Source organism: Mycobacteriales bacterium, assembly GCA_035504215.1.
GTDB lineage: Bacteria > Actinomycetota > Actinomycetes > JAFAQI01 > JAFAQI01 > DATAUK01.
On record DATJSI010000136.1, the window covers coordinates 1 to 21,702 of the forward strand.

Below are 21,702 nucleotides of genomic sequence, written 5' to 3' on the forward strand. Positions count from 1 at the left end.
GGTGCAGCGACGTACCGAACGGGGCTGTTGAGGTCACGAACCCGACCCGCTGGCCAGGCCCTCACCGAGTTCCATGGGGAGATCCTTGCCGGCCGGCTCATCGAGCTCTTGCGCCAGCTTGCGACCGACCTGTTGTGCAAGCCCAGGAGCGGCCCAGGCAATGACCAGGCCGAGACCGGCCCACATGAACGCGATGTAGGGCGGCGCCTTGATCGTGTGCTGGCCTTTCAGGTTGTAGTAGAAGACCAGCACGATGATTGCGATGCCGACCAACGGCACGATGACCTCGGCGATTCGCACCTTGTACAGATGCATGACCGCGCCGACCTCAACCATCAGGTAGGCGATCATCAGCATGATCGCCCCGATAGTGGCGAAGTAGAAGTAGCTGTCCAGCGACGGGTCGCCGGTACCGAGCACCGGGCGGCCGCTCGCCCACGAGATGACGTTGGCGACGAGCGCAAACGCGAGCACGGTGTAGATGGCGTTGATCGGCGCCTGATGCGGACCAGTCAGCCGGCCGAACGGCTTCGGTCCGAACCCGTCCCGCGAATAGGCGAACAGCAGCCGGCCCGCGGTCGCGGACGACGCCAGGTGGCAGGCGAACGCCGACATGACGGCAGCGAAGGAGATCACCAGGGAGAACCACAGCCCGATGTAGTTGTGCGACAGCACGGACAGGGAGTCGCCCGATGACGTGAACGCCTTCTGGCCGGCCGCGTTGGTGCCGAAGCCCACGGTCTGCGCGAACATCACGATCACGAAGAGGATGCCGGTGAAGACGATCGATCCGGTGAGCGCGCGAGGGATGTTCCGGGTCGGGTCGTCGGTCTCCTCGCCCAGCGCTGCACAGCCTTCGAACCCGGCCCACGACAGGAACGCGGCCACGACTGCCGCCACGACGGTGGAGAAGCTGACGTGGCTCAGCGAGAAGACGCCGCCGTCGATCCCGGTGGCCTTGGCGCCGCCCTTGGCGAAGATGACGATGCTCAGGATTGTCATGCAGAGAACGCCAATGCCTTCGATGGCGAGCAGCATGCGAGTGACCAACCGCAGGTCTCGCGTGTTCAAGAACGCCGAGAGCGCGACGCAGACCAGGATCGTCCAGATCCACGGCACCCGGAACGGATGAGCGGGCTCGTTCTGCGCCGCCGCGATGAAGGCGTTGAGGAAGCTGTTCACCGCAGCCACGCAGCAGCTGCAGAACATCGTGTAGGTGCCGATGATCGCGAAGCCGGAGAAGAAGCCGGCCCGCGGACCCACCGTGACGCCGACGAGCGCGTAGGCGCTGCCCGCGTGGTTGTAACGCTGGGTCAGCCGGATGAAACCGTGCGCGATGATGCCGATGCCGACCGCTCCGAACAGAAACACCAACGGCACGGACTTACCGACCGATGCGACGGTGACCTGGCCGTTGCCGGCCATCGCGAGGGTGGGGCCGACGATGCCGAGCGAAAGGCCGATCGCCCCCCAGAGCTTGAGGTTGCGCCGGGGCCTGACGTAGGTCGCCTGCTCTTCAATGACGGCCATGCTGGTCGATCCTTTCTGCAGAAGCGGCGGGGCAGTGCGCCGCATCGGAGGTCAGCTGGACCATGCGAATCTGAACCGCCGGACCAGGCTGTCGAGTTCGTCGTTCTTCGCCAGGCCGAGCTCATGTCGACGGACGGCAACGAGCGCCTCGACGAGCGGCGCGCCGAGGATGTCGGTCATGCGCCTCGAGGCTTCGAGCCGGTCGATGCCGGTTTCCTGGTCTCGTCCGATCGGGACGGCACCAAGCTCATTGAGGGTGGCCTCGTCGAGGCTGGCCGGATCGACATCGACCGCCGGCGGCAACGCCCGGCCGCGTTCCAATCCGTCCAGCGCCAGGCCGACGAGGGTGGCCTGAACGACGTACGGGTTCGCCGATCCGTCTACTGGCTTCACCTCTGCGTTGGCACCGCGCGGGTTGCCCGCCGTGGCGTGGCAGAGCCGGACGGCGGCTTCGCGGTTCTCGACGCCCCAGCAGGCGAAGGCGCCCGACCAGTGCTGCGGCTGCAGGCGCAGGTGCGACAGGAGCGAAGGTGCCAGCACGCCGATCGCCTCCGGTAGGCCGTCGACCAGCCCCGCGACGATCGCCGCGCCCTCGCTCGTGAGGCCCGCCGGGCCATCGCCACCCGACAGCAGCGGCACGCCGTCGCGCGCGAAAGAGAGGTGCACGTGCATGCCGCTGCCGACCGCGCGCGCGATCGGCTGCGGGGAGAACGAGACCGTGATTCCGTGTCGGCGGCCGGCCCGGCAGAGCAGGATCCGGGCAAGGACGTTGCTGTCCGCGGCCCGCAATGGGTCGGCCGGAGCGAGCGACAGCTCGAACTGACCAGGCCCGTACTCCGCGTGTAGCTGCTCGATCTCGAGACCGGCGCGCTCGAAGCTCTCGTACACGTCCTCGACGAAGGCCGACTGCTCGAGCAGCGGCCGGATGCCGTACGACGGTCCGCCGCTTCCTGCGACGGCATCGCCCGTCTCGTCGAAGAGCACGCATTCGATCTCCATCGCGCTCTGCACCGCGAGTCCGTGCCCGGCCGCCGCCGCCACCTGCCTGCGCACGGCACCGCGGTAACACAGCGGGAGCTCCTCGCCGTCCTGGGTGATGAGGTCGATCGGCGCCCACGCCAGGCCGTCACCGAGATCGGCGACCGCAGCCAGATCGGCGCGCAACCGCATGTCACCCACCACGCCGAACGACGGGGTGAACGCGATGCCGTCGTCGATGCAGAAGACGCCCCAAGACGGGGACGCGCCCAGACCAACCGAGCCGAACACGTCCGCTCGCCGCCGATCCACCTGCTTGCCGCGGATGACGCCGGCGGAGTCGACAACCGCACCCATCAGATAGCGGCAACTCTCCGGCAGGGCTACCGGACCGGTCATGAGGCCTCCGCGCACGGCTGTACCAATTGTTTCAGGAACGCGTTGCTAGGTCGTTGCTGTAATGTACGAGCCGCCATCGCCGCTGGCAATGGTCGGCTGACAGTTCGGACAGGGTGATCCGTATGTGCCGCTTGCTGGCTTATGTCGGGCCAGAGCCCCGCTCGCTGCGAACCGCGGTGGGCGAGGCGACCTACACCGGCTTCCGTGACCTGGCTCGCGTGCACGGTGACGGGTGGGGGATGACGTGGGCCGACCCGGACGCCGCGGGGTCTCCGCGCGTACGACGCTCGGTAGCATCCGCCGCGGTCGACCCGGACTTCGACACCGCCGCCACCAACGTCGCGGCCACCGCCGGTTTCCTGCATCTGAGGTGGGCCACCGCCGGCTACCCGGTCGTGGCCGACAACACCCACCCGTTCGTCGCCGACGGCTGGGCGTTCGCGCATAACGGCTTCGTGCGAGGCAGCGACGGGATCGAGCGGCTGCTGACGACCCGACACCGCGAGTCGTTGGCAGGGACCACCGACAGCGAGCGCTATTTCCACCTCGTGCTGCAGTCCGCTGAGCAAACGGGTGACATCGTCCGCGGGGTGCAGCTCGCCGCGCAGACGATCGCGGACCGGTGCGGCGCGGTCAGCATCAACGCGATGATGCTCTCCTCGACCCGGCTGCTCGCGGTGCATGGGCTGCGCGGCGCGCAACCCCCGTTGGACGACCTGGTCGAGCTGTTCCCCGACCCGGCCGGAATGCCGGCCGACCACACCGAGGACTACTTCCGGCTCAGCTACCGGTACGTCGGCGAGACGTTGGTGATCGGCTCGTCCGGCCTGCCGAACGAGCGATGGGTCGACCTGCCCGCCGAGGTAGTGATGGACGTCGATCTCACCACCGGCGACTGGGAGGTGCATCCGTTGGGTGTGGTGGCTGTTTCGGGCCGCCTGGAGACCGCCGAGTCGGCATGACCGCCCAAGCCAATGGGGCGGGTCAGGAACCCGCGTTTGCCTCGATCGCCGACCGCATCCGGCGCAGCGTGGCGCTGATGACGCCTGCCGAGCGCCGGGTGGGCCGCACCCTCGTGGCCGGCTATCCAGTCGCAGGGCTCAGCACGGTCGCTGACCTCGCCGGTGCGTCCGGCACCAGCTCGGCCACGGTCGTACGGCTGGTGCAAAAGCTCGGCTACAACGGGTACCCGCAGTTCCAATCGGCGTTGCGAGACGAACTCGCGTCACGCTCGTCCGGTCCGGCGTACCGCATCGACCACGGTGATCGGACCTGGACCGAGCCGGGCACGCTCGGACGAATGCTCGATGCGGCGACGCGCGTGGTGAGCAGCGTCGGAGACACGATTCCCGGGTCCGAGTTCGACGCGACGGTCGCGTTGCTCGCGGACCCGCGACGCCCGGTGAAGCTCCTCGGCGGCCGGATCACGGGGCTGCTCGCCGAGTACCTCCAGCATCACCTCAGCAGGGCCCGCAAGGACGTGCAGATGTTCCCCAGCCGGCCTCGAGACCGGCACTCAGCACTGTTGGATGTCGGTCGGCGCGACGTCCTCATCGTGATGGACGTCAAGCGTTACGACGCCGACGTCGCGGAGCTCGCCCGCAGCGCCGCCAACCGCGGCGCCACCATCGTGTTGTTCACCGACGTGCTGCTGTCGCCCATCTCCTCGTTCTCCCACCTCGTGCTTCCGGTGCGGGTGGACGCGCCTTCGCCGTTCGACACGACGGTCGCGGTCCTCGTGCTCATCGAGGCCCTCGCGACCGCTGTTATCGCCGCGCTCGGTGCGGATGCGGTCCGCCGCATGCACGACTGGGACACGATCGCGGACGCGACGCCGGCCGCTGCCGGCTGAGCCGTTCGCCTGCCGTCAGCCGGCGACCGCGACGCAAGCCTGCGGTTCGCAGGACCGCGACAGCTCGGTCACCACATCATCCCGGCCGGCCTCGACCGCCTGGTTGACCAGCCAGATGTATGCGTCACGGTCGGCGTCGGTCAGTCCCGCAGGGTCGGCGCTTGCCATGGGGGCGACCGCCGGGGCAATGCCACGGCGCGCCTTGCCCCTGCCGGCGAGCAAGGTGTTCAACATCTCAGCTCCCACATCGAGGTTCGGACTTTCACCTCTATGATCGGCTCGCATTGACAACGTTGTCAGCCCAGGGGCGGGTGATCTTGCTCACACCGTGCCGGGCGTCAGGGACGGCCCTTCCGCGACGGCGCGATCTCGCCGGACCCGCGCGCGATGAGCGACACGTCGACGAGGGTGAGGTCGGCCGGTGAGTTGTCACCGTCGAGCCTGGCGAGCACCCGGTTCGCGGCGATCGCTCCGATCCGGGCGGGGTCCTGGGCAAGCACGCTGATGCCGGGGTCGAGCAGGTCGCCCGCCGGGATGTCGTCGAAGCCGAGCAACCCGATCTCGTGCTGGTGACCGATGCCACGCAGCGCCCGGACGGCGCCGAGGGTGAGCAGGTTCTGCGCAGTGAAGAACGCGGTCGGCGCCGCCCGTCCGGAGGCGAGCCGGCGGACGGCCGCCTCCGCGGCATCGGACCCTGCCAGCCCCAGCTCCACGACGGCCGTAGCGACACCGGACGCAGTGATCGCTGCGCGGAAGCCCGCCAACCGCTCCCGTGCGCTGAACGAGGAGCGACGGCCACCAAGGAACGCGACCCGTCGATGACCCTGGAGCAACAAGTGCTCGGTGGCATGCCGTGCGCCGCCACGATGGTCGGATCGCACGACGTCCGCGACCACCCCCCGCACCGGCCGGTCGACCAGCACGATCGGAGCTGCACCGCCCACGACACTGTCCAGCCACCGCGCGGCCGACGGGCTCGCCATGACGATGAGGCCGTCCACCCGCCGCGACAGAAAGGCCGCCACGGCTTGGCGCTCGATAGCAGGTTGGTCATCCGTGCTCGCGGACAGCGTCACGATGCCGTGATCGCGCATCACGTCGACCACCGCGCGGTGCAAGGAGGCCGCGAACGGGTTGGCGAGGTCCTCGACGAGTACGGCGACGGTCCCGGTCCGGCGGTCGCTTCGCCGCAGGCTGCTGGCGAACGGGTCCGGGACGTAGCCGAGCCGCTCGATCGCGGCGGTGACCCGCGCGGACCGCTCCGGCGAGACGTTGGCCTCGCCGGTGACCACCCGGGACACCGTCTTGATCGACACCCCGGCGGCCTGCGCAACTTCGCGCAAGGTGGGACGCCGCGAGGATGTCACACGTCGATCATGCCGGTGGCCGGCCCGGCACAGTGCTCGGACGGAACAGCGCGCACTCGCAGTTCACGGGTTCAGCAGCAGTTCAGAGCGGGCGCACAGGTGGGTCGAGCGGGTTTAAGCCGACCGCATAGCGGTCATCGTCTCGACGTACAGGAAGCCGGCGCTCCCTGCGGGTAGTTCGCGGACCCGGGTCACGCAGGCTCCCTCCCGACCCACGAGGTGAGCCAGATGAACCCCAACAACTCGTACCCCGGAGCCACCATCGTGCGCCCCCGCGAGGCGGCGCCGCCGACGGCCAGGACCTGGCGGATCTCCGATGCGACCGGACAGGTGGTCGTCAGCGGTCTGAGAACCCGCAGTCTTGCCATCCGCATGCTCGGCACGTACGTCGGGGACCACTCCCTCCCCCTGCAGGTCGAGGACGAGCACGGGCATCCCACCGGAGACCGGCTCGGCTGAGCCGCTCCGGCGCGAGATCGAATTTCCCGGGGGCTCTTTTCCCAATTTCCCGGGGGCTCTTTTCCCTCCCGAGGGCTCTTGGGTCGCGGGTCTCAGATCGCGAGCTCTGCCCAGACGCTCTTTCCGCTGTCGGTCAGATCGACGCCCCAACGAGCCGCAAGCGCGGCGACGATGGCCAGACCCCGCCCGTTCTCCCGCAGCAACTCGGCGCGGTGCGGCCGCACGAACATCGGCGACCGGTCGGCGACCTCCATGCGCAGCATGGGCCCGTCGATCCGCAGGAGCAGAACCATCGGAGTGTCGGCATGTCGAAGCGCGTTGCTCACCAGTTCGCTCACGACGAGAACCGCGGACTCGCAAACCTCGCCGAGCCCGGGCATGCGGCAGAAGACGCGAACGTACTCGCGAGCGGACGCGGCCGCGTGCGGCTGAGGAGCCAGCGCGAGCGAGAGCCCGTCGACCGACGAAGCGTCCGGCCTGACGGTGGGCGCTCCGATGAGCCGGCGTACGCCGGCCACGCCCCGCCCCTCGCGACCCGGCTTGTTGGGCGTCACCGTCGCTCCGGCCATCCATCCTGTCCGTCGGTCGTGAATCCTTGCTCCGCCGGTAAAGCCGTGATGGCGGAGCGGGGGATCCTCCGTCATGGGCAGCGTTCCCCGAACTCGGTGGGCCAATCACCCAGGCCGGTCACGGCGGGTCAAAGCGTGCGTTAGGCCGCGGGTACGGAGGACACTGCCGCTATGGCGGACCCTTCGGGCGTCGTCGCGGAGTACACGGCGGCGGAGACCGGCTGGCATGACGCGTCCACCGGCGGGGGCAGCTCGCCGACCGAGCTCGCCGCGGCCGCGCGCCGCTATGTCCGCGCGATCGAGGCGTACGTCGCGGACCTGCGCGCCCGGGACCGCGAGATCCCCGCGCGGCTCGAGGAGCTCGCCGGCGCCTTGCGGGAGCGCTTCGGACCGGCCCTGGAAAGCGGCGAGGAGCAGGTGTTCAAGGTTTTCCGGCTGGCCGACGGGCGGTGGATGGCGATCAAAGAGGACGACCGCAATCCCGACAATGCGCGACTCGTGCGCGGCTGGAAAGACATCGAGGCGCTGCGCTTGGCCTGGCGACGGACCGACACCTGGGCCTGGTCGGTGCTGAACGCGTTCATGGACGAGTTCGGCGAGCCGGCCCGGCCGATTGTCCGGGCGGCGGAGGTCAACCAGCCGAGATCGCTCAGCACTCCGCCAAACGGGTGAAATCGCCGTCCGGCGGCTCCGAGGGCTTGCCTGGTCAAGGCTGATTCCGCGCGGCTAATAAGCCCAGAAAATCGGTCAAAAAGGGACGACACTCCACGGTTAGGCAATATCTGTGATCTCCATTGCGCAGCAGGGCCAATCGTGTACGGTCACCAATGCTCACAACGTCCACGGCCGGATCTCCGTCGTTTCTGTTGTGCGCGCATCCAGCCCCCTGGGGGCGCTGACGGGGCGGGGTCGTGCGTACAAGTGAGGTAGGCGAGAGCAGATGAGTGATGCGCCGGGTGCCCAACTGGCGTCGGTCGACCTCGCCAAGCTCGGTCAACGACTGCGAGCCACTCGCGTCGCTCGCGGGATGACCCAGGAGACCCTTGCCGGCACCGATATCTCCGGCGCGTACGTCTCGCGCATCGAGGCCGGACAGCGCCGGCCCGAACCGAGGGTGGCACAGCTGCTCGCGGACCGGCTCGGGACGACCGTCGAGTTCCTCGTGACCGGAGTCGAGCCGCAGTACGCCGAGGAAGTCCGCCTGCAGCTGCGCTATGCGGAGCTGGCCCTCAACTCCGGTGAAGCCGCCGACGCCGAGACCCAGGTCGCGAAGCTGCTGACCGACTCCGCGAACGAGCTCGGCCCGCTGCGGCTCGAGGCCGAATGGATTCACGCGCGCAGCCTCGAGGCGGTCGGTCGGCTCGAGGAGGCGGCGACCGCCTTCGAGCAGATCGCTGCCGACCGGGGCGGCCGGCTCTGGCTGCCTGCCGTCATCGCCTTGTGCCGCTGCTACCGCGACGGCGGGGACCTCTCGCGCAGCATCGACGTCGGCGAGACCGCACTACGGCACGCTCGTGAGCTCGGCCTGGAGGGCACCGAGGACGCCGTCCGGCTCGCGGTCAGCCTGATCGGGGCGTACTACGAGCGCGGCGACGAGCTCTACGCCCTGCAGCTGTGCCGGGCGACGATCACCGCGGCGGAGCGGCTGCAGTCCCCAACCGCCCGCGCCTCGGCGTACTGGAACGCCAGCATCATCGCGTCACGACGCGGCGAGCTCGACGAAGCCATCCGGCTGGCCGAGAAGGCGCTCGCACTGATGGCGGACACCGACGACATCCGCTCGCTCGCTCGGTTACGGCAGCAGTACGGCCTGCTTCTCCTGAAGCAGAGTCCGCCCGATGCCGCGGCAGCCGAACAGCACGTCCGGACCGCGCGGCGCGACCTGGGAGACGCCGACGGGAGCTCGGTCGATCTCGCGCGTTGCGATGTCGTCCTTGCCCGCGCGAGGCTGGCGGCCGGCGATGCCGACGGTGCCGAGCAACTCGCCAACCAGGCGTTCGGTCAGGTGGCCGACCAAGGCCCGTTCGTCCAAGCCGAGGCAGCCGCGATCCTCGGCATCGTCGAGCACCAGCGCGGCAACCGCGACGAGGCCAGGCGGCGCTACCGCAGTGCCGTCGCGGCGCTCACCGCAATCGGCGCCGATCGTGCCGCCGCCGCGTTGTGGTTCGAGCTCGGTGCGTTGTTCGACGAGGTCGGTGACGCAGCAAGTGCGCGTGACGCCTATCGCGGCGCGGCGGCCGCCTTTGGTCTCCGCGCCACGACCCGCGTCACCCAGCTGGTCTGACGCTCAGCAGCACCACGCGTCGCCGTTGGAGTGCATGCGGTGACCCGTGGTCGCCTTGTGCACCTTCACGATGACCGGCTTGGCGTGCTTCGGGTGAGCTGATGCGACACCCGCCGTGCCGAGCACCGACAGGGAGACACACGAAAGCAGCGTGATGGCGATCCGGGCCGACTTGGCCATGGTTTTCCCTCCGAGTTTCCAACTGTTGACACCGGCTGGGAGTGTTGACACCGGCTTGACTCGATGAGTCAAGGTATTGTGCGCTGGCCAGTCAAGGGAGGCACAAGGGATGACCGTGGCTGCCACGGCCTTTTTCGACGTAAGGCGCGGTTTGGGGCATTCTGCACGGCGCCGTCATGGCCGTCCCTGCCTGGGTGTGATTGCGCAGCGAGGCGCGCGTGGCAGCCGCTGCGCACCCCCATGGCTACTCGATCGACCATCGACAGCCGCCGGTGAAGGCCGATGAGCCGCGGTCACGGACGGATCCAGCTGCAGGTGCTGGAGTTCCTGCTCAGGTTCGAGGACGAGGCCCAGGCCCGTGGCGAGCCGGAGGCCTACGTCCCCGTGATCGCGATCGCCGGGCAGTCGCCGTCGCGGTCGCGGATCGAAAGCATCCGCAGGGCGGTGAAGTCTCTCGCCGACGAGGGGCTGATCGAGCTGCACACCGACGACTCGTCCCGGCCGGGCTCGACCGGGCGTCAGCTCAGTGCAGTCGGCGCGTCCTCCGGGCTGATGGCGCGGCTGGTTCCGCATCGCGACCCCGGCGGCGGCCAGGCGGCTGCTGTCGAGCCCCCGCTGTCGGCATAGTCGACGACCGGGCGGCTTGACCGCCGGGCGCGCAATCGCGGCAGGATGACCGGATGAGTGCTCCTGCTCGCCCGGTGACCGTCATCACCGGTGCCGGTCGAGGGATCGGCGCCGCGATCGCGCTCCGGCTCGCGGACGCCGGCCACGACCTGGCGTTGAACTTCCACCATGACCATGCCGCCGCCGAACGCAGCTTGGAAGCCGTGCTCTCGAAGGGCGGCCGGGCGATCACCGTCCGCGCCGACGTCGGCGTGGACGCCGAGGTCGACTGGTTGTTCCGCGAAACCGAACAGGAGCTGGGCAGGATCAGTGGGTTGGTCAACAACGCCGGCATGATCGCCCAAGCCGGCGACCTTGCGGACACCCCGCCCGAGGTGATCCGCCGCGGCATCGAGGTCAACCTGACCGCGGTCGTCCTCTGCTCCCGCCTCGCCGTGCGCTCGATGTCCACCCGGCGCGGCGGGGCGGGCGGCGCAATCGTCAACATCTCCTCTGCCGCGGCCACCATCGGCTCAGCTCACGAGTACGTCTATTACGCCGCGGCCAAGGCCGGCGTCGACGCCTTCACGGCCGGCCTCGCCAAGGAGGTCGGGCCCGACGGCGTACGCGTCAACGCCGTCGCGCCGGGCACCGTACGCACGGACCTGCACGCGGCGGCCGGCAACGCGGGCCGGCCGGACCGCATCGCCGCCCAGGCGCCGCTTCGGCGTACCGGCGAGCCGGCCGAGATCGCCGCCGCCGTCGAGTGGCTGCTCGGCCCGGAGGCGTCGTACGTGACCGGCGCGGTGTTGCGGGTCGCCGGCGGGTTGTGATCGCGGCACCCGCGCCGGGCGGATTTACCTGATCCGAACATTGGCCGAACCCGCCCTGCACCCCGACGAGGTTCCCTCGAAGCGTCAACTCCACATCACCGGATCAGCGCGCCGCCCTCGCGCGGCCGGGCCCATACCGAAAGGAAGCTCCCATGTCCGTACGACACCGCATCGCCGCCTCGGTTGCCGGGGTCACCGTGATCGGCCTGGGCGCAGGCGGCGTCGCGTACGCCGACTCGTCCGGCGGTACGCCGTCCACGCCGGCGAGCGCGGCGACCTTGACCGCCTCGACCCACGGCCGGCTGCTCGTCGGCGCCCGCCGCCATCCGTTGCTGCGACGACTGCTGCACGGCGAGTTCGTCCTGCGGGCAAAGGGCGGACCGGTCACCGTTGACGTCCAGCAGGGCAAGGTCACCGCGGTCTCCGCTACCTCGATCACCCTGCAGAGCAGCGACGGCACCACCGACAGCTACACGGTGACGCAGGCCACGAAGGTGCGTTCGCGTGGCCACAAGATCCCCGAGTCCGACATCATCACCGGTGACCACGCCTGGGTGATCGCCATCGACAGCAACGGGACGAAGACGGCCCGCGCGATCCGTGGCGTGCGCCGCGCGTCCAGCGCTGCCTGACCGGTTGAATGGCGTGCGCCGCCTACGGTTCTGACTATGAGCGACGCCGCCCCCGCGAGTCGCGGACTCGTCCTCGTCGGTGAGGATGAGTCCGCGATCGCCGACCTGGAGCGGCTCTATCTTTCGCGCGAGGGGTTCGGCGTACACGTCGAGACCGACGGCGCCGCCGTCCTCGCCGCGGCTCGCCGGCTGCGTCCGGTCGCGCTGGTTCTCGACATCGGGTTGCCGACGATGGACGGGCTGGCCGTCTGCCGCACGCTTCGAGCCGCCGACGACTGGACGCCGGTGCTCATCGTCACAGCGCGCGGTGACGAGGTGGATCGCCTGGTCGGGCTCGAGCTCGGTGCCGACGACTACCTGACCAAACCGTTCTCCCCACGTGAGCTGGTCGCGCGGGTCAAGGCGATCCTTCGGCGGGCCGCTCCCGCGACGCCCCACACGATGACACTCGGAGCGGTCACGCTCGACCTCGACCGCCACCTGGCACGGGTCGCAGGGGACGAGGTCGAGCTGACCGCGACCGAGTTCGCGCTGCTGGCCTTCCTGCTGCGCCGGCCCGGTCAGGTGTACTCGCGCGACCAGCTGCTCGCGCAGGTGTGGGGCTACGAGGCGTCCGCGGGGAGCCGGACCGTCGACGTGCACATCGCCCAGCTGCGGGCAAAGCTCGGACCGCACAGCCCGATCCGGACCGTGCGCGGCGTCGGGTACGCCGCTGGCCAATGACCGGACGCCGGCACCAGGGTCTCGCCGTCCACATCGGGCTCGTGACGACCGCGGTGGCTTTCGTCGCCGTACTGGTCGCCACTCTCGTCTCGCTCGGCCTCGTGCGTTCGGCCATCGCGCAGTCCGAGAGCAATCGCCTCTCGAGGGACGCCGACCTGGTAGCAAACCTCGAGCCGCGACAAGTGCTGAGTACGCCGGTGCTCACCAGGCTGCGCGCGCGGTCGCGATCGACGGGCACGATCCAGGTCGAGCTGATTGCGACCGACGGCGCGACTCGCGGCGACCTCGCCGTCGACGCGAGCGATGTCACGGCGCTTCTACACGGAGCGTCGATCTCCGGCGACCGCACGATCGCCGGCCGGCGCATGGTCGTCGAAGGCCGGCCGCTCGCGAGCGGCGGCGCCGTCGTTCTCGCCGAGCCGACCGGACTGCCATCGGACATCGCCCGCAAGGTCCGTCGAGCTGAGCTGCTCGCGTTGCTCGCCGGCCTGCTCGGCGGGGCGCTTGCCGGCGTCCTGCTCGCGCGCCGCGTCGCGCGGCCACTGCACGCGACCGCGGCCGGTGCCCGCCGGATCGCCGCTGGTGAGCGCGACGTCCATATCCCACCCGAGGGACCCGAGGAGGTCGCCGAGGTGACGGACGCGCTGAACGCGCTCGGCGCCGCGTTAACCGTGAGCGAGCGCCGCGAGCGCGACTTCCTGCTGTCCGTGTCGCACGAGCTGCGCACTCCCTTGACCGCGATCCGGGGTTTCGCGGAGTCGATCGCGGACGGCGTCAGCGCTGCCGAGGACGTCCAACCGGCCGCGGCCACGATCCTTGCCGAGGCCGAGCGCCTCGACCGGCTCGTCTCCGACCTGCTCGACCTGGCGCGCCTGGGGGCTCATGACTTCCGGGTCGAGCTGTCCCAGGTCGACTTGCGGGCGCTCGTGCTCGCCGCCGGTCAGGTGTGGCAGCAGCGGTGCGCAGAGGTCGGCGTGGACTTCCGGGTCGAGAGCCGACCCGATCCGGCTGTGGCCCGGACCGATCCCACCCGGGTCCGCCAGCTCATCGACGGGCTGATGGAGAACGCGTTGCGGGTCACCCCGGCCGGCCGGCCGATCGTTCTCGCGCTGCACGCCGGCCCGGCTGAGGCCCGGATCGAGGTACGTGACGGCGGACCCGGCCTGCGCGACGAGGACCTTCCGGTCGCGTTCGACCGGTCGGTGCTCTACGAGCGCTACCGGGGGATCCGCCGGGTCGGCACCGGCCTCGGGCTCGCCCTCGTCGGAGCCCTGACCACGCGCCTCGGCGGCACCGCGTCGGCGGGACACGCACCGGAGGGCGGCGCGTGCTTCGCCGTCACCTTGCCGGCCGGCGCTCAGTCCTCGAGCTCGGCGGCCTTGCGCGGCTGACGAGGCTTGGCCGCACTGGCGGTCGCGCGGGCTCGGCCCGTCGTGCGAGGCGCCGGCGAGGTGCGAGCCGCTCGAGGTTGACGCGGCTTCGGCACCTCGGATGCCGACCGACGCTGCGGAGCCTTCGTCGAAGCACTGCTCGTGCGCGGCTGTCGGGACTTCGCAGCGTCCGATGACACCCGCGGCTGACGCGGCTTCGCAGCGTCGGTCGACACCTTCTGCGAGCGCGGCTTGGCGCGCTCCGTCACTGTCCGCGGCGTTGCCGCACGCGGCTTGGCGGTCCGGGTGGTCGCGGTCCGGGTGGTCGCGGTCCGGGTCGGCGTACCCGCCTTGCGAGCCCGCGGCTTGGCCGCGGGAGCCGGCGACGGTGAGGCCGGCTCGCTCGCGACCGGCTCGGGCTTCTCAACCGGCTGCACGTCCTCGACCGGCTGCACGTCCTCGACCGCGGCTTCGGAAGGCGCCGGGGATACCGGATCGAGCGGCGGCGCGATCGCCAGCGGCATCGCGGGTGGCGGACTCGTTGGTCGCGCGACCGAGGACTGCGGGATCGAGGGCAGATCATCGCGCGAGCCGCGACGCTGAAGCGGAACCCGGATCCTGGACAGCACCGGAAGGTCGTCCGGCACCGCCGCCTCCAGTTGCGCCGGGCTCTCGTCCGCCACGTCCGCGTCAGATCCGTGGGCGTCGGCGGTGAGTTCGTCGGTGTCGTCCCCGGGGCCGAACCAGTAGTCCGCCGGGACCGCGACCGCAACGATCAGCGGCGAAAGGCAGACCAGCACCAGGAGCACCCAGCCGAACGGCGACAGCCCGACCACACCGGTGATCGCCGAGGCGCCATGGTGAGGAGGCGTCGCGATCATGGTGGTGGGGTAGCCCGACGCCACGTGATGGGCGGGCGAACCGGGCATCGTGAACTTCAGCGGGAGCAGACCAGTGTTGACCACCAGCGCATGGATCTTCCCGCGGATCAACCCCGAGCCGGCGAAGACGCCCCGCACCAGCGGGTGCAGGACCAGGATCGGGATCGATACGACGATCGTGCCGCCGATGAAGTAGGCGATCCGGCGACGGTTGCGCGGAAGGAAGGTCACGACCCCCATGAGCGCAACCGCTCCGAGCGCCAGCATCGGAAGTGCGCGGACCAGCCAGCCGACGTACTTGAAGTGGTGCGTCGCGACGCCGATGATCTGCTTCTTCGTGATCACCCAGGCGTCGGGCGTCGAGTCGAGGTCGCCCTTCGTGGAGTACGTCCCGTCGGGGTTCACCCTGACGATCCGGTGCGTGTAGGTCTTGTTCGGCTCGGTCGGCGGATGGAACGCGACGATCTGGCCGACGTGCGGACCGCCGGGCGGGTCCGGCCGGACGAGGACCAGCGATCCCACCGGCACGTTGGGGCTCATGCTCGGCGTCGAGACGACGTAGGTGCGGCCGCCGGTGAGTGTCCAGACTCCGGCCGTGGCGAGGAACGCGAGCAGAACGGCGATCGAGCCGTACCAGAAGGCGCGCACGGCAACCGAGCGTCGAGGCGCCGGCTCGGAACCGGTTTCCTGGGTCTGCGGTGCCGGCGCTTCGTCGGTGAGCAGGGCGGTCACAGCGTCACCGGACCGAAGTTGTGGTTCAGGACCGCCGTGAAACCGGCGCCCGTGGCCGTGAACGACATGGTCCCGCTCACATGGACTCCGGTCAGCGCGGTCGCGCCGGCCGACGCCAGGGTGATATTGACGGTTTGGCTGCCGCCCGCCGTCAGGCCGGACAGCGATGCGTTGCCCCAAGAGGCGAGTGTCGCGGCCGAGCTCGGCGTCGGGCAGGCCCCGCTACCGGCCGGGAATGCGCAGTTCACGACCGAGCCGGTCGTGGTCTGGATGGTCGCGTAGACCTGGCCGCAGGGGGTCAGGGACGGCGTAACGTCGCTGAGCTCCCAGAACGACGTCGGGTTCAGCGCGAGTACGGCGGACTCGTACGCCGACGCCGTACTCGGGGTGGTCAGCGCCGAGATCTGGGCCGCGGTCAGCTGAGCCGGGTAGACCGCGACCTGGGCCAGGCTGCCCTGCCAGAGGACGTTGGGCGGCGGGTCGGTCCACACGTTGTTCTCGTTGCCGTCACCGAGCCGCCAGTAGCCGTCAAACACCTGCGGCACCGTCACCGACGTGTTGGACGCGACCAGTGAGCCGTCGACGTAGAGCAGGAGGCCGGCCGGGCCGACCGACGCGGCGACCTGATGCCAGTTGCCGTCGGCGTAGGAGCCGGGCGACGTGACCTGCTCCTCCTGGTTCGGCCAGACGCCCCAGACCAGGTGGCCGGCCGAGTCGACCCAGATGTGCCGGTCCCAGGTCGTGAAGCCGGACAGGCCGTTCTGAATGTTGGCGAACTCGATGATCGTCCCGGACGCCACCGAGGTCTTGAACCATGCGGTAATCGTCAGCGGATGAGGGTCGCTGTACTGGTTCGTGGTGGACATCCACGCCGTACTGCCGTCGAACGACGCTGCGGTGCCACCGAGCGGACCGGAGACGCCCGTGGTGATCGATCCGTTGCCGACCCCCGTGTTGCCGTTGCCGCTCGCGTCTGCGAACGGCGGGAGACCGGTTCCGGGAACCGCCCCGCTGTAGGTCGCAGTAGCAGCATCGTCGAGCGGCCAGAACGCGGTCGGGCCGAGCGCGCTGATCTGCGTCTGCTCGTTCGTGTTGCTGGTCTGTCCCCACAGGGTCGTGATCTGCGCCGTCGAGAGCTGCGAGGGAATGACGGCGACATCGGCGAGCGAGCCAGGCCAGAACAGGTTGGAGGGCGCGTTCGACCATCCGGACTCGCCGCCCCAGCCGAGGTGCCAGTAGCCGGTGTAGGTACCGGCCGTGGTCACCGACGTCGTCGAGGACAGCAGCGACCCGTCGAGATACAGCCGCTCACCGCTCGAGCCGATCTCGGCGACGGCCAGGTGCCAGGTGCCCGCGGACGCGGTGCCGCTGACCTCCTTCTGCGTGCCGCCGGGGGCGACGCCCCAGTAGAGCTTGCCGCCGTTGACCCACAGCGCCCGGTCCGCAACCGACTGGCCGGAGCTGATCGAGTTGTCGGTGAAGCCGATGATCGTGCCCGAGGTGCCGGAGGTGTACTTGAACCAAGCGGCGATGCTGAAGGTCTCGGGATCGGTGTAGGACTTCAGCGTCGACACGTACGCCGAGGAAGACTGGGTGAACGCGAGGGCGGAGCCGCTCAGCGGGCCGGCGCTCTGGTTCGTGACCGTGTTGCGGACGATCCCGGTGTCGGCGCCGGCGCTCGAGGCGTCCCGGACCGACTGCACGCCGCAAGACCCGCCGACCGCACTCACCGAGCTCAGCAGCGTGCCCGGAGCATTGAGGGTCGTGGAGACCGACGTCGTACCGGCCGGAAGGGTGCCACTCGGCAGCGGGTTCGTCGTGCAGTTCGTCGAGTTGCCGCTGCCGACCGTGCTGCCTGACGTCGACGTGCAGGTCGTCGTGCCGATGGTGTCGGCGAGAAGGGCGGTGCCGGAGGAGAAGGTTCCCTTGCCGGTCATCCCGCTGGTGAAGCCGGCGGTCGTCCCCTGGGCGACCAGCGCGGCGACGAGACCGGCAGTCGCGACAAGACCGACGAGCCCGGCTCGCCGGCGGCGTTCACGCGACTGCGATCGCGGTGTCACGGTTCCTCATCTCGGTCGGGACGGGGGCAGTTCGTCCGGGTGGTGCTGTGGTTGTCCGCGAGTGGCCGGCTCCCGGGGTCTCCCTGCAGGAACAACCCCGGGAGCCAGGCTCGTGGATGCGCGCTTACTGGTTGAGCGTCCAGGTCATCGGCACCGAAGCGGTCAACCCCTGGTCGGCGTTGGTCGCCCCGCTGTCGATCTGGGTCTTCACCGTGAACTTGTCCGAGGAGCCGGCCGCCAGCGCGCCGAGGGACAGTGCCCCCGCCGAGCCGAAGGTGGACAGGTTGTAGGTGTTGGACAGCGCCGGGCATGCGCCCGCGCCGGCCGGGTAGACGCACGACGGCGTACCGGTTGTGTCGTTCTCGATCGTGATGTCGACCTTGCCGCAGAAGCCCGAGGTGTCCGAGCCGGAGTACGGCGAGGTGTTGGTGGCTGCCGTCGCCGCGCAGGCCGACGGGTTGACGGTGAACGTCGCGCCATTGATGGTGCCGACGTTGGTGAGGTTGAGCACCTGCGAGTTCACGGCCGAGCCGGGACCCTGGTTGACCGCACCGCCGAAGTCATCGATGGTCGTGCAGTTCGCCGTGTTGCTCGCCGTCACGGTCGTGCCGGTGCCGGTCGAGTAGCAGCTGGTAGCACCCGCAGCCTCCTTCAGCACGACCGTGCCGGAGGAGTAGCTGTTGGTCGGGTTCGTGATGCCCGCGCTGAAGCCACCGAGCGAAAGCCCGGCGGTCACGGCGAAGACCGTCGTGCCGAGCAGGCCGGCAAGCACTACCGAGCGCCGGCGCCGCCGCGTAGAGGACTGCGACATTTCTTCTCCCTGTCTCTGCGCCGTTGCGGCGCCCTGGATGCAGCAGGTGGGCAGTCCCGCACGGTGCGACACGACCCGATAGGGAGGCTTTCGGTGGGGGCTTAAGTCCCCTGTACGTCCGTTTAGATAACGAAACGATAACGAAACACTCGCTCCGGACGTGCTTCGATACTCCGAATGGGTGTCGTGGATTCTGTGACTGTTGTGACTGGTGCGGCGGGTGGGATTGGCCGCGCCACGGTGCTCGCGCTGGTCGCCCGCGGCGCGCATGTGGTGGCGGTTGACCACAACGCAGCAGCCCTCGGCGAGCTCGCGCAGCAGAACCCGGCAATCGTTGCGGTGACGCTCGATGTGCGGGAAACCACGCACGCGCAAACCGTCGTCGAGACCGCGCTGGACCGCTTCGGCCGGCTGGACAACGTCGTGGCCAACGCCGGTGTGGGCTGGGTCGGCCGCTTCGACATGATGCCGATTGACGACATCGACCGGCTGATCGAGGTCAACCTCCGGGCACCAGTGCTGCTCGCCCGGGCAGCACTGCCCCCATTACTCCATCAGCGTGACGGGTCCCTCGTCTTCACGACCTCGATCGCCGGCACGGTACCCGTCCCTACCGAGGCGGTTTACTCGATGTCGAAGGCTGCGCTCGAGTCTTTTGCCGACTCGATCCGTGAAGAAGTCCGGGGTCATGGCGTGGTCGTCTCGACCGTTCGACCCGGCGTGGTGCGCACCAACTTCCTCGCGTCGCGCTCGGTCGCCTACGACCGGCGCTGGCCCAAGCCGGTCGACCCCGAACGGATCGCGCGGGCGGTGATCCGGGTCCTCGAGACCGGCGCGGAACGCCGTACCGAGCCGCCTTGGCTCGATCTCGCGACCCAGGCCCGCCGTCGGGTGCCCTGGCTCTACCGGCCGCTCGCGCGCTGGTTCGGCTGAAGCCTCGGATCGCCGTCCCGGGCCTTTGAGGGCACTAGATTCATGGCCGTGGGGTTCGACATCCGGGCGCTGATCGAGGCTCGTCGCGGCGAGAATGCGGCGCTGCACGACGACCACCTCAACGCCCAGGTGCCACGGATGCTCGGGACGATCGGGTTCGACCGGGTGCTGACCACCGCCGCGGGCGCCTGGTACGACGATGCTGACGGCAACCGCTACCTCGACTTCCTCTCCGGCTTCGGCGTCTTCGGCATCGGCCGCAACCACCCGGTCGTGCGCCGGGCGCTCCAGGACGTCCTGGACGCCGACCTCGCGGACATGGTCCAGTTCGACCTGCCGCTGCTGCCGGGCCTGCTGGCCGAGCAGCTGCTCGCCCGCTCGCCCGGGATGGAGCGGGTCTACTTCTGCAACAGCGGGAGCGAGGCGGTCGAGGCGGCACTGAAGTTCGCCCGCTGCGCCACCGGCAAGCCGCGCATCCTGTACGCCGACCACGCCTACCACGGCCTGACCACGGGCGCCCTATCGGTCAACGGCGCCGAGGAGTTCCGCCGTGGCTTCGCGCCACTGTTGCCCGACACCAAGGTCCCCTTCGGCGACCTCGAAGCCATCGAGCGCGAGGTCCGCCGCGGCGATGTCGCGGCACTGCTGGTCGAGCCGATCCAAGGTAAGGGCGTGCAGGTTGCGCCAGCCGGCTACCTCGCCGGAGCGCAGCAGCTGCTGCATGCGAGCGGCGGTCTGTTGATCGCCGACGAGGTGCAGACCGGACTCGGCCGCACCGGCAGGTTCCTCGCCCATCACCACGACGGCGTGACACCCGACATCGTGACAGTCGCGAAGACGCTGTCCGGAGGCTTCGTGCCGGTCGGCGCGACGATGGCCCGGGCCGGGATCTTCGAGAAGGTGTACTCCAGCCTCGACCGGGTGTTCGTGCACGCCTCGACGTTCATGGGCAACGCGCTCGCGATGACCGCAGGACTCGCGACCCTGGCGGTCCTCGACGACGAGGACCTGATCGCCAACGCCGAGCACCGGGGCCAGCAGCTCACCGACGGGTTGCGCGCGATCGCGGCCGACAGCGAGCTGATCGCGGACATCCGTGGCCGCGGCCTGATGATCGGGATCGAGTTCGGCCGCCCCTCGTCACTCGCGGCTCGCGGCATGTGGACCATGCTCAACACCGCCCGCAAGGGCCTGTTCGCCCAGTTGGTCGTCGTACCGCTCTACAACCGCCATCGGGTGCTGACCCAGGTCGCGGGCGACCACATGGCCGTCATCAAGCTGCTGCCGCCGCTGATGATCGGCGACGAGGAGGTCGAGACCTTCCTGACCGCGTTCGCCGACGTCATGGCCGACGCGAAGCGCCCGAACGGCCTCGCCGTCGACTTCGGCCGCACCCTCGTGAAGCAGGCACTCGGCCGCTGACCCCCCTGTTCGTGATCTTGACGTAGGAGGCGCACAACGCGAGTTTGTGCGCCTCCTACGTCAAGATCACCGAGGGCTTAGGCGCCGACGGCGGCCCGCAAGCTCTCCTTGAGCGAGCCCATCGTCGCGAGCACCGCGGTGGGTTCGTACCCGCAGTGCGCCATGCAGTTGTTGCAGCGCTCGTCGTTGCCCCGGCCGTAGGCCTTGAAGTCCGTCGTGTCGAGGTACTCCTGCCAGCTCTGCGCGTATCCGTCGTCGAGCAGGTAGCAGGGCTTCTGCCAGCCGAGCAAGGAGTACGACGGGATGCCCCACGGCGTGCACTCGAAGTCCCGCTTGCCCTCGATGAAGTCGAGGAACAACGGTGAATGGTTCAACCGCCACTTCTTGCGGCGACCGTTCGCGAACGCCTCGCTGAACAACGCGCGAGTCTGCTCGACCCCAAGGAAGTGCTCCTGGTCCGGCGCCTTCGTGTAGGCGTAGCCGGGCGAGATCTGCATATTGTCGACCTCGAGGTCGTCGTTGAGGAAGTCGAGCACGTCGATGACGTCCTGCGGGGTGTCGGTGGTGAAGAACGTGGTGTTCGTCATCACCTTGAACCCGGCCGCCTTCGCCGCCTTGATCGCCTCGACCGCCTGGTCGAACACACCGTCCTTGCACACCGACTCGTCGTGCCGCTCACGCAGCCCGTCGATATGCACCATGAACGCGAAGTCGCGATGCGGCGTGAACCGGTGCAGGTGCTTGGGCAGCAGCACCGCGTTGGTGCACAACAGCACGATCCGCTTGCGCGCGAGCAGCTGGCCAACGATCTCGTCGATCTGCGGGTGCATCAGCGGCTCACCGCCGGCGATCGACACGATCGGCGCGCCGCACTCCTCCACCGCGCCGACCGCCTGCTCGACCGGCATGCGCTGCTTCAGCACGGTGTGTGGCTGCTGGATCTTCCCGCAGCCGGCGCACTTGAGGTTGCAGGCGAACAACGGCTCGAGCTCCATCACCAAAGGGAAGCGCTCTCGGTGCGCGATCTTCTGCTTCGCCAGGTAGGTGCCCAGCCGCAGGTTCTGACGCATCGGCATCGCCA

General features: G+C 69.5%; 22 protein-coding genes. 12 read left to right on the top strand and 10 right to left on the bottom strand.

The window, feature by feature from the left end:
* Nucleotides 1–33 precede the first annotated feature (33 nt).
* Both VME70_15760 and VME70_15765 read right to left on the bottom strand, forming a co-directional pair.
* Complete coding sequence (locus tag VME70_15760) at nucleotides 34–1,530, bottom strand: APC family permease (protein HTW21651.1); 1,497 nt, start codon at nucleotides 1,528–1,530, stop codon at nucleotides 34–36.
* Nucleotides 1,531–1,581: 51 nt separating this feature from the next.
* Nucleotides 1,582–2,907, bottom strand: a complete 1,326-nt coding sequence (locus VME70_15765; GenBank protein HTW21652.1) for a glutamine synthetase family protein — start codon at nucleotides 2,905–2,907, stop codon at nucleotides 1,582–1,584.
* Between the two features lie 122 nt (nucleotides 2,908–3,029).
* On the opposite strand from VME70_15765, the gene VME70_15770 reads away from it, so the two are divergent.
* Both VME70_15770 and VME70_15775 read left to right on the top strand, forming a co-directional pair.
* Nucleotides 3,030–3,869 (top strand): class II glutamine amidotransferase, encoded by an 840-nt coding sequence (locus tag VME70_15770; GenBank protein ID HTW21653.1) that lies wholly within the window; start codon nucleotides 3,030–3,032, stop codon nucleotides 3,867–3,869.
* Nucleotides 3,866–4,759, top strand: coding sequence for a MurR/RpiR family transcriptional regulator (locus VME70_15775; protein HTW21654.1), 894 nt, complete (start codon nucleotides 3,866–3,868; stop codon nucleotides 4,757–4,759). Before VME70_15770 ends, VME70_15775 begins: the two co-directional genes overlap by 4 nt.
* 15 nt (nucleotides 4,760–4,774) lie before the next feature.
* On the opposite strand, the gene VME70_15780 is transcribed toward VME70_15775, so the two are convergent.
* Both VME70_15780 and VME70_15785 read right to left on the bottom strand, forming a co-directional pair.
* Nucleotides 4,775–4,993, bottom strand: coding sequence for a hypothetical protein (locus VME70_15780; GenBank protein ID HTW21655.1), 219 nt, complete (start codon nucleotides 4,991–4,993; stop codon nucleotides 4,775–4,777).
* Nucleotides 4,994–5,097: 104 nt separating this feature from the next.
* Nucleotides 5,098–6,126 (bottom strand): LacI family DNA-binding transcriptional regulator, encoded by a 1,029-nt coding sequence (locus VME70_15785; protein HTW21656.1) that lies wholly within the window; start codon nucleotides 6,124–6,126, stop codon nucleotides 5,098–5,100.
* A 228-nt stretch (nucleotides 6,127–6,354) separates the two neighbouring features.
* On the opposite strand from VME70_15785, the gene VME70_15790 reads away from it, so the two are divergent.
* Entirely contained in the window at nucleotides 6,355–6,585 is a 231-nt protein-coding gene (locus VME70_15790; protein ID HTW21657.1) for a hypothetical protein, read from the top strand.
* A 92-nt stretch (nucleotides 6,586–6,677) separates the two neighbouring features.
* On the opposite strand, the gene VME70_15795 is transcribed toward VME70_15790, so the two are convergent.
* The gene (locus tag VME70_15795) at nucleotides 6,678–7,154 is read right to left on the bottom strand and encodes an ATP-binding protein (GenBank protein HTW21658.1); all 477 of its coding nucleotides are present in this window, start codon (nucleotides 7,152–7,154) and stop codon (nucleotides 6,678–6,680) included.
* Between the two features lie 171 nt (nucleotides 7,155–7,325).
* Between VME70_15795 and VME70_15800 the strand changes: the two genes are divergently transcribed.
* Nucleotides 7,326–7,826 (top strand): hypothetical protein, encoded by a 501-nt coding sequence (locus VME70_15800; GenBank protein HTW21659.1) that lies wholly within the window; start codon nucleotides 7,326–7,328, stop codon nucleotides 7,824–7,826.
* A gap of 268 nt (nucleotides 7,827–8,094) precedes the next feature.
* A complete protein-coding gene (locus VME70_15805) occupies nucleotides 8,095–9,438 on the top strand; it encodes a helix-turn-helix domain-containing protein (protein ID HTW21660.1) in 1,344 nt (447 codons plus the stop codon).
* A 3-nt stretch (nucleotides 9,439–9,441) separates the two neighbouring features.
* Here VME70_15805 and VME70_15810 read toward each other — a convergent pair whose 3' ends face one another.
* On the bottom strand, nucleotides 9,442–9,618 hold the full coding sequence (locus VME70_15810) for a hypothetical protein (protein HTW21661.1): 177 nt from the start codon (nucleotides 9,616–9,618) through the stop codon (nucleotides 9,442–9,444).
* Nucleotides 9,619–9,900: 282 nt separating this feature from the next.
* Here VME70_15810 and VME70_15815 point away from each other — a divergent pair, with 282 nt between their 5' ends.
* The 5 genes from VME70_15815 to VME70_15835 all read left to right on the top strand — a co-directional run bounded on the left by VME70_15815 (nucleotide 9,901) and on the right by VME70_15835 (nucleotide 13,803).
* The gene (locus VME70_15815; protein ID HTW21662.1) at nucleotides 9,901–10,245 is read left to right on the top strand and encodes a hypothetical protein; all 345 of its coding nucleotides are present in this window, start codon (nucleotides 9,901–9,903) and stop codon (nucleotides 10,243–10,245) included.
* A gap of 53 nt (nucleotides 10,246–10,298) precedes the next feature.
* Nucleotides 10,299–11,057, top strand: coding sequence for an SDR family oxidoreductase (locus VME70_15820; GenBank protein HTW21663.1), 759 nt, complete (start codon nucleotides 10,299–10,301; stop codon nucleotides 11,055–11,057).
* Between the two features lie 152 nt (nucleotides 11,058–11,209).
* Nucleotides 11,210–11,689 carry a hypothetical protein gene (locus VME70_15825; GenBank protein HTW21664.1) on the top strand — a complete coding sequence of 160 codons (480 nt, stop codon included), beginning with the start codon at nucleotides 11,210–11,212 and terminating at the stop codon, nucleotides 11,687–11,689.
* A 36-nt stretch (nucleotides 11,690–11,725) separates the two neighbouring features.
* A complete protein-coding gene (locus VME70_15830; GenBank protein ID HTW21665.1) occupies nucleotides 11,726–12,412 on the top strand; it encodes a response regulator transcription factor in 687 nt (228 codons plus the stop codon).
* A complete protein-coding gene (locus VME70_15835) occupies nucleotides 12,409–13,803 on the top strand; it encodes a HAMP domain-containing sensor histidine kinase (protein ID HTW21666.1) in 1,395 nt (464 codons plus the stop codon). The genes VME70_15830 and VME70_15835 overlap by 4 nt, the downstream gene beginning before the upstream one ends.
* Here VME70_15835 and VME70_15840 read toward each other — a convergent pair.
* From VME70_15840 to VME70_15850, 3 genes are all read right to left on the bottom strand, one after another.
* Nucleotides 13,770–15,395 carry a S26 family signal peptidase gene (locus tag VME70_15840; protein HTW21667.1) on the bottom strand — a complete coding sequence of 542 codons (1,626 nt, stop codon included), beginning with the start codon at nucleotides 15,393–15,395 and terminating at the stop codon, nucleotides 13,770–13,772. The genes VME70_15835 and VME70_15840 overlap by 34 nt on opposite strands.
* On the bottom strand, nucleotides 15,392–17,455 hold the full coding sequence (locus VME70_15845) for a LamG-like jellyroll fold domain-containing protein (GenBank protein ID HTW21668.1): 2,064 nt from the start codon (nucleotides 17,453–17,455) through the stop codon (nucleotides 15,392–15,394). Before VME70_15845 ends, VME70_15840 begins: the two co-directional genes overlap by 4 nt.
* A 124-nt stretch (nucleotides 17,456–17,579) precedes the next feature.
* Entirely contained in the window at nucleotides 17,580–18,266 is a 687-nt protein-coding gene (locus VME70_15850; GenBank protein ID HTW21669.1) for a hypothetical protein, read from the bottom strand.
* A 195-nt stretch (nucleotides 18,267–18,461) separates the two neighbouring features.
* Between VME70_15850 and VME70_15855 the strand changes: the two genes are divergently transcribed.
* Nucleotides 18,462–19,199, top strand: a complete 738-nt coding sequence (locus VME70_15855; protein HTW21670.1) for an SDR family oxidoreductase — start codon at nucleotides 18,462–18,464, stop codon at nucleotides 19,197–19,199.
* 48 nt (nucleotides 19,200–19,247) lie between these two features.
* Nucleotides 19,248–20,621: an aspartate aminotransferase family protein gene (locus VME70_15860; GenBank protein HTW21671.1), complete on the top strand. Its 1,374-nt coding sequence runs from the start codon at nucleotides 19,248–19,250 to the stop codon at nucleotides 20,619–20,621.
* Between the two features lie 77 nt (nucleotides 20,622–20,698).
* Here VME70_15860 and hpnH read toward each other — a convergent pair whose 3' ends face one another.
* Nucleotides 20,699–21,697, bottom strand: a complete 999-nt coding sequence (hpnH, locus tag VME70_15865) for an adenosyl-hopene transferase HpnH (GenBank protein ID HTW21672.1) — start codon at nucleotides 21,695–21,697, stop codon at nucleotides 20,699–20,701.
* Between the last annotated feature and the right edge of the window lie 5 nt (nucleotides 21,698–21,702).